7 protein-coding genes are annotated in these 13,570 nt (G+C 69.5%); 6 read left to right on the forward strand and 1 reads right to left on the reverse strand.

The window, feature by feature from the left end:
* The first annotated feature begins 57 nt into the window (after positions 1 to 57).
* The 6 genes from FK256_RS07760 (at position 58) to ppdK (ending at position 10,806) form a co-directional block, all read left to right on the forward strand.
* Entirely contained in the window at positions 58 to 1,452 is a 1,395-nt protein-coding gene (locus tag FK256_RS07760; RefSeq protein WP_021606981.1) for a hypothetical protein, read from the forward strand.
* Positions 1,446 to 4,178 (forward strand): GT4 family glycosyltransferase PelF, encoded by a 2,733-nt coding sequence (gene pelF / locus FK256_RS07765; RefSeq protein WP_425321582.1) that lies wholly within the window; start codon positions 1,446 to 1,448, stop codon positions 4,176 to 4,178. Before FK256_RS07760 ends, pelF begins: the two co-directional genes overlap by 7 nt.
* Positions 4,175 to 5,284: a putative glycoside hydrolase gene (locus FK256_RS07770; RefSeq protein WP_003785357.1), complete on the forward strand. Its 1,110-nt coding sequence runs from the start codon at positions 4,175 to 4,177 to the stop codon at positions 5,282 to 5,284. Before pelF ends, FK256_RS07770 begins: the two co-directional genes overlap by 4 nt.
* A gap of 202 nt (positions 5,285 to 5,486) precedes the next feature.
* On the forward strand, positions 5,487 to 6,899 hold the full coding sequence (locus tag FK256_RS07780) for an MFS transporter (RefSeq protein WP_009234308.1): 1,413 nt from the start codon (positions 5,487 to 5,489) through the stop codon (positions 6,897 to 6,899).
* 28 nt (positions 6,900 to 6,927) lie between these two features.
* The gene (locus tag FK256_RS07785) at positions 6,928 to 7,374 is read left to right on the forward strand and encodes a universal stress protein (RefSeq protein ID WP_009234307.1); all 447 of its coding nucleotides are present in this window, start codon (positions 6,928 to 6,930) and stop codon (positions 7,372 to 7,374) included.
* Positions 7,375 to 8,100: 726 nt separating this feature from the next.
* Positions 8,101 to 10,806: a pyruvate, phosphate dikinase gene (ppdK, locus tag FK256_RS07790; protein ID WP_141424347.1), complete on the forward strand. Its 2,706-nt coding sequence runs from the start codon at positions 8,101 to 8,103 to the stop codon at positions 10,804 to 10,806.
* An 87-nt stretch (positions 10,807 to 10,893) separates the two neighbouring features.
* On the opposite strand, the gene FK256_RS07795 is transcribed toward ppdK, so the two are convergent.
* Positions 10,894 to 13,479 (reverse strand): bifunctional lysylphosphatidylglycerol flippase/synthetase MprF, encoded by a 2,586-nt coding sequence (locus FK256_RS07795; protein ID WP_141424348.1) that lies wholly within the window; start codon positions 13,477 to 13,479, stop codon positions 10,894 to 10,896.
* Between the last annotated feature and the right edge of the window lie 91 nt (positions 13,480 to 13,570).

Here is a 13,570-nt window from a genome sequence, read left to right on the forward strand (position 1 = left end):
CCCATGACACAACTCAGATACGAACCGCGACATTTTCATCAGCACCGTTTCCCACGCTTGCGGACCGCCAACTCTGCTGCGGCCCTGAGCGTCGTCGGTGTTGTGACAGCGTTGCTGGCCTGGGTCGCCTGGCCGGTGGAGGCGACGATCAGCGTTCTGGCCGTTACCATCCTCATCGGTCTGGGGCTTATCACGGCGCCCCCCACCAGGGCGCTCAAACGCGGAGGGATCGCCCCCGGGGCCCGCTGGCACTGGGCGGCGGCGATGCTCCTGGGGATGTCCCCGGCGATCCTGCTGGGCCTGAGCTTCCCGTTCGTGTCCCAGAAGATGGCTGCTAACACGATCGACGGCACTGGCCTGCCGGTCATCGTCCTGAGCGTGTCGGTGGCGGTTCCCTGGCTCAGTCAGATCATCGGCACCCCCGTCTACCGTCTCCTGGGCGACTCGCTCGGGCGCGGACCGCGGGCGGTCCTGGAGCGCTACTGCTCCATCTGGCCCGCTCTATTCCTGTGGGCGCTCGTCCCCACGGCGCTGGAGATCCTTGTCGTGGCGGCCGTGACCGGCTGGAACCTGCACGTCATGGGGGTGCACACAATGCTCCTCCTCCTGCACGTCGTCTTCGTCCAGTCGCTCATCGTCGCCGACGTCTCAGGCCGGCGCCGGCTGTGGTCGGTGGGATGGCTCTTCTACGCCGTCGCCCTCATCGCCGAGCCCACCTGGTGGTACCTGCCCCCGCTGCTGGGCGCACTCAGCCAGATCCTGTCCATGGGGCGATCGCTGGGCAAGATCCTGCGCCCCCGCGGGGTCTCCACCGGCATCCTCATGCAGGACATGCTCCGGGGTGCGATCCTGGGAGGAGTGCTGTGGTCGGACAAGTTCTTCCTCTTCCTGGGCGCCGGTCGCGACTTCGACGTGGCGCTGGTCTACCTGTGTCTCCAGCCCGCAGTCGTCGCCTACTGCTACTACTTCGCGGTCACCGCGCCCCGGGTCAACACCGAGATCGCCCTGTTCCAGACGGTTCTCAAGCGCGAGGGCATGACCAGCCTGCGCGACCGTGGACGCACCCTGCGGCGGCTGCTGGACGCCAGCCTCATCCGCGCCTGCGTCGTGGGGGCCGCGGGCGTCATCGTCGTCGTCTGCTCCATGGCGCTCATCGCTCCGGAGCAGGTGCTCCTGGTCCTCGAGGTGTGCCTCTCCTCGACCCTGTTCACGGTGCTGACGCTCCTGAGCTACGAGATCGACCACATCGGCGACTCGACCTCCGCTCTGCTCCTGTCCGGCATCCACGTGGCCGTCGCCGCGGCACTGCTGCTGCGGGTGGCGAGTGCCAGCGCCTACCTGCCGCTGGCCGGAGTCGACTTGGCTCTGTGCGCGCTGGGCCTGCTGCTCTACCGCAAACGGTGGGCTGCACCGGAGTACTCCTTCTTCTGGGGAAAGGCCATGTCCTGGTGAGCTCGTCTTCCTTCCGCGCCCGACTGGAGAGTCTTCCGCTGTACTACTCGGCCCCCGCCGGCGGCTATGCCCCGATGCCCAGCCCCGACGACGCCCCCGGCATCGGCGACCGGGGCCAGGACACGGGTCCCACGGTCAAGGTCGGCCCCGATGGCTACGGCGTCGTTGTCACCACGGGTGGGGCCGGCGCACTGAGCGGTCCCGCCGGCTCTCGCAGCACTTCCGGTGTCCGCAGCGCTCCCAGCGCCTCCGCCGCTGCCGGCGTCCCCAGCGCCTCGGCCGAGGCCGAGAGGCCCGGCGACCACCGAACCCGCCGCGGCCAGCACCGGGCGGATCCTCCCAGTACGACGCCGCCTGCCAGCGCGCCGAGCACGGACGGCGCTGTGACCTCCGAGCCCGGCGGGCGTGCGGAGTCTCCCACCACCCAGTCCGTGAGCGAGTCCGCCTCCACCCCGGATATATCCGCGGCGCCGATCTACGGCGTCGTCCAGGCCCCTGCCCCGGCCGGCTACGGCGTGGTCCAGCCGCGCCCACGGCGCCCTCAGCCGGCCGAGCCCTCCGGGGACGCCGAGATTCTGGACTCCCCGATCTTCGGAACCATGCGAATCGCCGCCCCGGAGCGAACCGCATCCCCGGAGCACGCTGCCACACCGGATATCCCGGCCGCGCCGTCCGCCCCCGCTGAGTCTCCGGCACCTGCCGAGCCCCCGGCACCCGCCGAGTCTCCAGCCCCCGCTGAGTCTCCAGCCCTCGTCGAGTCTCCGGCCCCCATCGAGCCCCCGGCCCCCGCCGAGCCCTCTACTGAGACGACTTATGGGATTATCCCGCCGTCGCCCGCCGCGGCGGCGACCTTCCAGGAGACGGTACTGACTCCGCAGGAGCAAGCCGTCCCCGCCGCCGGCGCAACCGATCCCGGTGGGCTCGACGGCGCCGGGGACGCAGCCGCGCAGGCGCCCATCGCCTGGGAGTCCGTGTCATCGGCCGCCTCCGAGGCCGCCGCGCTGCCCCTGTCCCAGCAGACCGCCGAGCCGGGGCCCAACACCGAGGAGGCTCCCGCAGGCAGCGCCGAGATCGCCCTGCCCCCCGAGGAGCCCGAGCCGGAACCCGACACCGACGTCCTGCCCGACGGCGTTCCCGAGGACGGCGTCTACGTTGACGTCGACGTCGCCATCGTCATGGAATCCACCTACCCCTACCTCAAGGGAGGGGTCTCCGCAGTGGTCCACGACATCATCACCGGCAACCCCGAACTCACCTTCGGGATCATCCACATCACCTGGGACTCCAACTCACCGCGCAAGGACCTCTACGGCATGCCGGACAACGTCGCCTGGGTCAGGGTCCTCTACCTGTCCATGGAGGAGCACCAGGAGGACTTCCTGCGCGCCCGCCCGCGCGACCTGCGCATGAATCGCCGCCAGCGCCGCGAGCTGTCCCGCCGCATCCTGGGCGCCATGCTCTCCCTGGCCCAGAAGGGCCGCACCGAGCCGCTGTGGGACCTCATCAGCGAGGGCCTGAGTGCCTCACGGCGCTACCCAATCTGGGCGATCCTGGGCACGCGCGAGTTCATGGAGGCCTACCACGACATGATGCCCGACCTGGGCATGTCGATGACCGACATCTTCTGGTGCCTGCGCGACTTCTTTTCCCTGGCCTACGCGGTCCTGGCCGAGCCGGTCCCGCGCGCCCAGGTCTACCACGCCCACACCACCGGCTACGCCATGCTCCTGGGGGTCAACGCCGCCCGCGAGCACGGCACCCGGGTGCTGCTGACCGAGCACAACCTCTACGTGCGCGACACCGTCAACACCCTCCTGGAGCGCAGGCTGGACCTCAACATCAAGCTCACCGACTACCGCACCTTCGACGTCACCGGTCGCGAGCGCATGTGGATGGCCTGGTGGCTGGAGATGGGGCGCCTGTGCTACCCCTACGCCTACGCCTCCACCTACCTCTACCCGCGGGCCATCACCGAGGCCAACGAGCTCGGCGGCGACTCCGGGCGGGCCATCGTCATCCCCAACGGCATCGTCACCAAGGAGTTCGACGCCTCCTACGCCGCCCGCCTGGCCGCCATCGAGGAGATCAAGAAGGAGGGCGCGGACAAGCACCTGTGGAAGCTCGTCTACATCGCCCGCGTCGTGCCCATCAAGGGGCTGCTGGACATGATCGACTCGGTGCGCCTCATGGTGGACCGGGGCCTGAACATCCACCTGGACGTGTGTGGGCCCACCGAGCACATGCCCTCCTACTTCGAGCAGTGCCTCACCCGCATCGTCGAGCAGGGCCTGGAGAGCGTCATCACCATCCGCGGGACCGTCAAGGTCCGCGAGCTCCTGCCTGAGTTCGACCTGTTCGTCCTGCCCAGCTACAACGAGGGCCTGCCGGTCGTCTCCCTGGAGACCATGGGGGCCGGCATCCCCACGGTGAGCACCGACGTCGGCGCCGTGCGCTCCGTCGTCGAGGACTTGATCGTCACCGACGAGGGGGAGACCTGGGACCCCTGCGGCATCATCATCGAGCCCGGTGACCCCGCCGTCATGGCGGACAAGGTCCAGGAGGTCATCAGCGACGTCGATCTCTACGAGCGCCTGAGCCTCAACGCCCGCGGCCGCGTGGAGGCGGCCTACGACCTGGTCAAGGTCAACGCCTCCTACAACAAGATCTACCGTCAGGGCGGTGCCGGCGAGCAGACCGGTACCCGCGCCGACCGAGGAGGAGCATGAGGAGCAGCACCGGCGGCGTCGGCGCCTGGATCCGTTACGGAAACCCGCTCGAGCCCGGGGAGCTGGACTTCGCGATCGCCCACTACCGGGCCGCGATCCTCCAGCCCTGGGAGACCGAGGCAGCAGCCCGCCTCAAGGAGGCGCGACCGGACATGACGGTCCTGGCCTACCGGTGCCTGTCCTCCACGCGGGACTTCGAGCCGGACTCCATGCGCGCCTCCGGGCTGTCCTACCGCGAGGCCCTCCGCCGCGGTTGGCTCGCCAGGCGTGACAACGGCGACCTGGTCGAGTGGAACACCTACCCCGGCCACTTCCAGGCCCGTGTGTGGGACCCCGACTACCGCGCCCGCTGGGTGGAGGAGGTCTGCCAGGCCACCGCTGAGACCGCCTTCGACGGCGTCATGGCGGACAACGACGTCTTCGACGACTACTACGGCCTGGACCTCCCCCTGGACGGAATCGCCGACACCGCCGCCCTGCGCGCCGAGCTGAACATCTTCGTGGACCAGGCCGGTGCCGGCCTCAACGGCGTCGGCAAGATCCTCATCCCCAACGTGGCCGAGGCCCGCCGGGAACCCGGCCGCTGGGAGCGCCACTCGGCCTGGGGTGGTGGCTTCGACGAGTGCTGGCTGGGCTGGGGGGACCATCACCTCTTCGATGAGGCCACGGCCCTGGCCCAGATTCACGAGCTGCGAGGGCCGGGCCTGTCCATCGTGCGCACGCCCGACGGCGGGGGCGGCGGCTCCATGTCCGGTGCCCGCACGTCCCCCGGCCTCTACGGGCTGGCGGCCTTCTGGGTCTTCGGGGGAGGGGAGGGCGCCTACACGGCCACCGGTCACGACGACTACTCGCGCACTCCCTGGTTCCCCGCCCTCGACGCCGACCTGGGGCGCCCGCTGGGACGGCCCCGGAGGACCTCGGGCGCCTGGGTGCGCGAGTTCGAGGGCGGAGTGGCCGCCGTCGCGCTCGGCGAGGAGGGAGGCGGCACCGTGCGTCTCCCGGCGGGCCTCAGGTCACCGGGGCCCACCGGGGACCCGGACGGTGAGGCGCTGGCTCTGGAGGTGCGCCTCAGCGCGCATCGTGGGATGATCGCTCTGCGTGCCTGAGTCATGACCCGGTCCGGCTCGTGCGAGATCCGATAATGGGACTAAAGACCTGTCAAACGTTAGTCATGTTGGGTGGATCATTGACCTGCTTGACTTCCTGAGATCCCCGCCGTCCCGTACAGCGTTCTCTCGGGCAGGAAGCGCGGCGTCCGTCTCGGGCGGCGTCGACAGAGTTCCACAGGGCCCAGGACAAGGATGACCTATGGCACAGACTTCCCAGAATAGCGCGGCGGACATCGCGCACAAGCCCATGATGAGCACTGCTCAGATCCTGCTGATGAACGTCGGATTCTTCGGCATCCAGTACTCCTTCGGCATGCAGCAGAACGCCATGTCGCCCATCTACCAGTTCCTCGGGGCTTCCGCTGATGAGATCCCCATCCTCAATCTGGCCGGACCCGTCACCGGCCTGCTCATCCAACCGCTCATCGGGGCGCTCTCGGACCGGACCTGGAGCGAGAAGTGGGGACGCCGTAAGCCCTTCTTCCTGATCGGGGCCGTCGGCTGCTCCGTGTTCCTGTTCCTCATGCCCTTCGTCACCGCCGTGTGGATGGCGGTGCTGTGCCTGTGGCTGCTGGACGCCTCGAACAACACGGCCATGGAGCCCTACCGGGCCTTCATCGGCGACCGCCTGCCCTCCAAGCAGCTCGCCAAGGGCTTCCTCGCCCAGTCCCTGTTCATCGGCGCCGGCTCGGCCCTGGCTGCCGGGACCCTCGTCGTTCTGGAGAAGACCCTGGCGGGCGCCACCGCCGCCGGCATCCCCTACTGGGTCTTCGGCGCCTTCATGGTGGGCTCGGTGTGCTCCATCGGCTCGGTGCTCATCTCGGTGCTCTCCACCAAGGAGCTGCCGCCCACGCCGGAGGGCTTGGTCGAGCTCGAGCGCAAGAAGCGGGAGGAGGGCCCCTTCGGCTTCGTCAAGGACATCGGCGTCGCCATCGTCGAGATGCCCCGCGGCCTGAAGAAGATGGCCCTGGTCTACCTCTTCCAGTGGTACGCCATGAACGTCTTCTGGCAGTACCTGGGCCTCATGTGCGCCGTCACCTACTTCGGCGTGAACCTGTCCGACCCGGGGTACGCCAAGACCGAGGCCTTCAACAACGCCTCCGGCTTCGCCACCGGGCTCATGGTCGCCTACTACGTCTCCTGCACGGTCGTCGCCCTCTTCCTGGCGCGACTGTCCAACCGCATCGGCCCCAAGCACGTCCACACCGCGGCGCTGTGCCTCGCCGCCGTCTGCCTGGTCCTGCTCACCCGCATCGGCAGCCCCGGCCACACCGCGGTCCTCTACCTGCCCATGATCGGCATTGGTGTGGCCTGGGCTTCTATTACGGGCGTACCCTACATCATGGCCATTGAGATGATCCGCAAGGAGCGCCGAGGCGTCTACATGGGCGTTATCAATATGATGATCGTCATCCCCCAGTTCATCCAGACCCTCACCTTCGGTCCCATTTACAAGCACCTGCTCGGCGATCACCCGGTCAACGCCATGCTCTTCGTCGCAGTCTTCCTCGTCATCGCCGGTCTGCTCATCGAGTGGATCGACACCGTCAAGGACGCGGACCCGCGGGTGCGCGCCGCCGCCGTGTCCGCCACTGAGACTGCCGTGGCCTGACCGGGTGCCCCACGAAAGGATGTCATCCGTGACCTATACCACCATTGTCGCCGGAGTCGGCGATGTCGAGGCGAACACCCACGTCATCGATCGCGCCTGCGAGATGGCTCGCCTGTGCGACGCCGCTCTTCTCCTCGTCGCCGGCTTCGACCCCGTCTCGGCGCGGGACAAGGCTCGCATCAACGAGTTTGCCCCCGTCGCCGATGTGCGGGTCGGGCTCACCGAGGACCAGGCCTACGCCGTCGTCGAGAAGGCGCGTGATACCGCCGTTGAGCGCGGCGTCGCCCTCGCCCAGGGCGTCGTCGTCGAGGGCACGGCGGTCGATGCCGTCACCCTCGTCACCTTGGAGACCGAGGCGGACCTCGTCATCGTCGGATCCAAAGGCGTCGATTCGCTGTTCGGCCGCATCTTCGGAGCCGTCTCCGTCCAGGTGCTCCGCAAGTCGAAGTGCGACGTCCTCGTCGTCGTTCCCTAGTCGCCGGATAGACGTCGGACGCACGCGTCGGATCCTGCGCGATCGGACCGGCGGCGGATGCCCGCCACGCGGAAGTGTGGCGGGCATCCGCCGCTATGTTTTGAGGTTCTTCGTGTGTGAGGGCGTGGTCGGGGTGAGCGGGTGCCGGTGGTTCGGCGTCTCGGGGTCCTGCGCGGTCGTACTCGGCGTCGCGTGGTCGTACCCGGCGGCGCGCGGTCGTACCTTAGAGGGGCTCTAAGGTACGACCGCGCGGTTTTACGTACGACCGCGTGCGCTGGGGGTACGCCCACGCGGTTTTACGTACGACCGGGTGGGATCGCGTACGACCACGTACCCCGAGACCCCGACGAGGAAAGCCCCGCACAACCCCATCCCCACGACACGAAGAACCCGTTTTGAGCAGTTGTCGTAACTCCTGTGATACGTGGGGCCGGGCTGGGCGCATGGTGGCGCTGCGTCTGCCCGGGTGGCCCCGCGCCCCGACCCGCTCCGGGACGCGGCGCTCGGCGTTCCCTGAATCTCCTCCCCTCGACGTCGGCCGCCCATGCCGCCGAGCCCCGCGGCGTAGGCGGGCGCGCCGGGAGGAGGCGCGCTGGAGTCGGCGTGTTTGGTCTAGGACTGAAGTCACACTAGAGTCATATCGTGAACGACGCGTCGCCGCGTCACGCCTGCATCAGGACGATCTGAGTCAGACCCGAGAACGACCCGAATCAGAAAGGGGCATCGATGCCCAAGTACGTGTACCGCTTCAGCGAGGGTGACAAGGACCAGAAGGACCTCCTGGGAGGCAAGGGAGCGAACCTGGCGGAGATGACCCGGCTGGATCTCCCCGTTCCCCCCGGCTTCACCATCACCACCGACGCCTGTCGCGCCTACCTGGCCAGCGGCGAGGTCCCCGAGGAGCTCTCGGTCCAGGTCACCACCGCTCTGCGTGGAGTCGAGGAGGAGCTGGGGCGCGAGCTCGGCGCCGCCGAGGACCCCCTGCTCGTCTCGGTGCGAAGCGGCGCCAAGTTCTCCATGCCCGGCATGATGGAGACCGTCCTCAACATCGGCCTCAACGACGTCTCCGTCAAGGGACTGGCCGCCGCCAGCTCCGACGAGCGCTTCGCCTGGGACTCCTACCGCCGCCTCATCCAGATGTTCGGCAAGACCGTCCTGGACATCGACGGCGACCACTTCTCCGACGCCCTGGACGCCAAGAAGGACGCGCGGGGCGTCTCCATGGACTACGAGCTCCCCGTGGACGCCCTCCAGGAGCTGGTCGAGGAGTACAAGGCCATCGTCAAGGAGCACGCCGGCATCGACTTCCCGCAGGACCCCCGCTCCCAGCTGGACATGGCCACCGAGGCCGTCTTCCGCTCCTGGAACACCGAGCGCGCCCACATCTACCGCCGCCGCGAGAAGATCCCGCACGACCTGGGCACCGCGGTCAACGTGTGCACCATGGTGTTCGGCAACATGGGGGAGACCTCCGGTACCGGCGTGTGCTTCACCCGCGACCCCTCCACCGGGCGCACCGGCGTCTACGGCGACTACCTGGTCAACGCCCAGGGCGAGGATGTCGTCGCCGGTATCCGCAACACCCTGTCCCTGGCCGACCTCGAGCGCCTGGACAAGGCCTCCTACGACGAGCTGCGCTCCATCATGCGCCGCCTGGAGACCCACTACCGCGACCTGTGCGACATCGAGTTCACCATCGAGCGTGGCAAGCTGTGGATGCTCCAGACCCGCGTGGGCAAGCGCACCGCCGCGGCCGCCTTCCGTGTGGCCACCCAGCTCGTGGACGAAAAGCTCATCACCATGGATGAGGCCCTCACCCGCGTCTCCGGCGAGCAGCTCACCCAGCTGATGTTCCCCCAGTTCGACGACGACTCCAGCCGCGACCTGCTCACCCGCGCCATGGCCGCCTCCCCGGGCGCCGCCGTGGGCTACATCGCCTTCGACAACGACGAGGCCGTCTCGCGCGCCGAGAAGGGCGACTCCGTCATCCTCGTGCGCCGCGAGACCAACCCCGACGACCTGCCCGGCATGGTCGCGGCCGCCGGCGTGCTCACGGCCCGCGGCGGCAAGACCAGCCACGCCGCCGTCGTCGCCCGCGGCATGGGCAAGACCTGCGTGTGCGGCGCCGAGGCCCTCGAGGTCGACTCCGCCGGCAAGACCCTGCGCATCGCGGGGCGCGAGGAAGTCCTCACCAGTGAGGACATCATCGCCATCGACGGCACCACCGGCGAGGTCTTCCTCGGTGAGGTCGGCGTCGTCGACTCCCCGGTCATGACCTACCTGCGCCGAGGCCTGGACGAGGCGCTCAAGGCGGCCGGAGACGAGGACACCCGCGAGCTCGTCACCGCCGTGGACCGCCTCATGCGCCACGCCGATGAGGTCCGCCGCCTTCAGGTGCGCGCCAACGCCGACACCCCCGACGACGCCCGCCACGCCATCCACCGCGGCGCCCAGGGCGTGGGGCTGTGCCGCACCGAGCACATGTTCCTGGGCGAGCGCAAGCAGTTCGTCCAGAACCTCATCCTGGCCTCCTCCGACGCCGAGCGCGAGGCCGCCCTGGCCGCCCTCCTGCCGCTGCAGAAGGGCGACTTCATCCAGATGTTCGAGACGATGAACGGCAAGCCCATGACGGTGCGCCTCATCGACCCGCCGCTGCACGAGTTCCTGCCGGACCTGACCGAGCTGAGCGTCAAGGTGGCCGTCGACCGCGAGCGCGGCGAGCTGGACCCGGCCGACGAGGAGCTCCTGGCCGTGGTGCGCAAGAGCCACGAGGCCAACCCGATGCTCGGCCTGCGCGGGGTCCGCCTGCTGCTGACCATGCCGGGCCTCATCGAGCTCCAGGTGCGCGCCATCGCCGAGGCCGCCGTCGAGCGCCTCAAGGCCGGCGGCGACCCGCACCCGGAGATCATGATCCCGCTCATCGGCTCGGTGCGCGAGCTCCAGCTGGCGCGCGAGCGCGTGGAGCAGGTGCTGCGGGAGGTCTCCCAGGCCTCCGGCTACGCCCTCGACTTCCCGGTGGGCTGCATGATCGAGCTGCCGCGCGCGGCCGTCACCGCCGCCCACATCGCCCAGGAGGCGGACTTCTTCTCCTTCGGCACCAACGACCTGACCCAGACCACGTGGGGCTTCTCGCGCGACGATGTCGAGTCATCCTTCGTGGGCCGCTACATCGACGACGGCATCTTCGGGATCTCCCCCTTCGAGACCATCGACGTCGACGGCGTGGGCGGCATGGTGAGTCTGGGCGTCGAGGGCGGCCGCTCCACCAAACCGACGATGAAGATGGGCGTGTGCGGTGAGCACGGCGGCGACCCCGAGTCCATCATCTTCTTCCACCGCGTGGGCCTGGACTACGTCTCCTGCTCGCCCTTCCGCGTGCCGGTGGCCCGCCTGGAGGCCGGGCGCGCGGCCGTCGAGGACAAGGACGAGTAGCGGTCGGGAACCAGTGTGTGGCGCAGCCGGCCGGTTCGACCCGAAGGTCTGAGCCGGCCGGCTGCGTCGTCTGTGCTGCGCCGGGTCTTAGTCGCGGTTCATGAGCACCTGGGCGAAGCGGGCGGTCTGTGAGGGCTTGAGATCGGGCAGATAGGCGCGGGCGATCGCGATCCCCACAGTGGGCAGGTCCACCAGGTCGGGGACTGCCAGGTACATGGGCACCGCCCGAGGCTTGAACTTGCGCTTGTAGGCGTGCAGGGAGCCGAAGCCGTAGGCCGGCTCCAGCACGGAGGCCAGCAGGTCGATGAGCGGATCGAAGCGCGAGGAGGTGCCGCCGTCGGCCGGGGCGGAGCGGGTCAGCGGCGCCCCGGACAGGGAGAGGATCTCCAGGCCCTCGGCCTGGGCGTCCTGGGCGGCGCGCCCGATGAGGAACTCCATGACGGGGCGGAAGCCGCCTTCGCGGCGCCGCATGAAGTCCAGGGTCAGGCCGATGACCTTCCCGTTGCGGTAGACCGGCAGCCAGGAGGTGACGCCCTGGACGGTGCCGTCGGCGTCGACGGCCAGCAGCAGGCGCGTCTCGGAGTCGTCGAGCTCGGCCAGACCGCCGAGTGTGAATCCCATCTCCGGCAGGGGCTTGTCACTGGCCCAGGCCTGGGAGATGGCGCGGATCTGGTCGCGCTGGCCCGCAGGGCAGTCGCAGAAGCTGGTCCACACGGTCTCAATGCCCTCCTTGCGGGCGTGGTTGAGAGCCGTGCGCACGTCCTGGTAGGCCTTGCCGCGGAAGGCCAGGTCCGGAAGGTCCAGGAGGGCCTCCTCGGCCACCTGCATGATCGTCCAGCCCATGTCGCGGGCCGCTTCCATCGCCGGGGCGTGCACCGAGTAGAGGGCCGGGATGAGTCCGGCGTCGGTGGCGAAGTCCGCGAAGTCGCGCACCGCCTGGGCGACCTCGGCGTCGTCGGCGGCCGGATCCCCGACCGTCAGGGCCACGTCGCGGCTGGGACGGTAGGAGAAGCCGGCCGTGCCGGCTTCGTTGACCCAGGCCTCGTTGCCCTCCCAGGTGAGCATCCAGCCCAGTGTTCCGGCGCCGCGGGTGCGTACCAGCTCGGTGAGCTGCTCGCGGCTGGCCACCGGAGTGCGGGCAGGCGCCGACTGGGCCAGCCACACCCACAGGATCGTCAGGATCCACACCAGAACCGGCGTCCCCTTGGTGATGAGGTGGGCCATCGGGGTCAGGGGCTCGACGATGAGGCCCATGACGCCGCCGGTACCCACGGGCAGAAGGTAGGACAGGTAGGTCTCTAGCAGATCGGGCCAGCTCGCGTAGGGGGAGAAGTCCCGGGAGATGAGCAGGCCCCCGAACACGGCGATGGTGGCCCCGCCGACGACGGTGAGGGCCCAGGCCACGACGGCGCGGTAGAGAACCCCGGGACGTGATCTCAGGGTGAAGCAGCCCATCTTCCAGCACACGAGGCCGATGACCACGATGTTGAGCAGCAGGGGGACCAGCAGGTGGCCGGAATGCACCCAGCTGGGCAGGGTCTGGGCCGTCTCGGAAGCGGGCTCGGGATGCTGGGCGTCGAGCTTCTCTACGAGGGCGAACATGGCTGCGCAGGCCCCCAGGAAGGTCTGGAGGAGGATGGTGCCCAGTGCCGCTGAGCGGCGTCCGCGGCGCAGGCCGTCGGCCAGGACGAGTTGGAGGAAGGTCGGCATGCACAGCAGGAGCAGTTCGACCGGGGAGATGGCGGCGTTCTTGGGCAGGATCGCGGGGGTCAGTCCGAAGCGCGCGTCGGCCAGGGGGCCGGCGGCGTTGCTCAGGACCGCCAGGGCGCAGCTCACCGACCAGCAGGCCACCAGGAAGGCCACGAGCTCGCGCTCCACGCGCCGGGGCAGCTCCTGGGACGGCGCCGTCTTCTGACCGCGTTCCAATGCGATCCCCAGGACGAGGCCGACGGCGCCCGATCCCAGACGGGCCAGGGTCCCGACGGTGCCGCTGACGGCGGCCGAGACGCCGAGGACGGCGAACATGACCAGGCGCACGCGCCGCCGCCAGGACGGGCGCATGACGCTGGTGGAGGCCGCCACGATACCGGTGATGGGCAGGCCGACGCCGTGGATGGGGGCGTGGATGAGGAAGGGCGGCCAGGCCTCCCACACGCGCCCGATGAGCGGGTAGAACGCCTGGGCCAGGGCGATCCCCCCGGCGGAGGAGACGATGCTCGTCACCAGCCACCGCTGCGTGCCCAGGAGCCGTTCCAGCAGGACGCCGATGGACAGCAGCACGATGGCGCCTGAGACCGGCAGCAGGTGGCCTGGGGCGGCCCAGGCGGTCAGCAGGGTCCACACGCGCTGGGGCTGGTGGATGTAGGCGGACAGGGCGATCTGCCCCCGGTGCCCCCAGGGCAGGAGGACGAGCCCGATGAGGAGGGTGAGCGCGGCGGCGGCGGTGGCGGCCGGTGCGGGGGCCAGCCAGGCGCGCGTGGCCCGCCAGGCCCGGTGCGCGTACGCGATCAGGCGGGAGGGCCGGGCGGCGGGCGTCGTCGGAACGGTGGATGTGTCGGGGGCCTTCTGGGAGGGAGGCGCCGCAGGTGGCTGCGAGGAGACGGCGGAGGACGCCGGGGAGGGCGCGTTCTCGGGCACGTCCGGGGGAGCTGTACTGGACGGGGCCGACGGCATGAACACTCCTCAGACGGTAGGTGATGAGAGGTTGGCGGCGGATAAAGACCGGTTGGTTCCCCAGGGCCGGGGCCCACCGGTGAGCGGCGGA

The organism is Actinomyces johnsonii, from assembly GCF_006546835.1.
Lineage (GTDB): Bacteria > Actinomycetota > Actinomycetes > Actinomycetales > Actinomycetaceae > Actinomyces > Actinomyces johnsonii.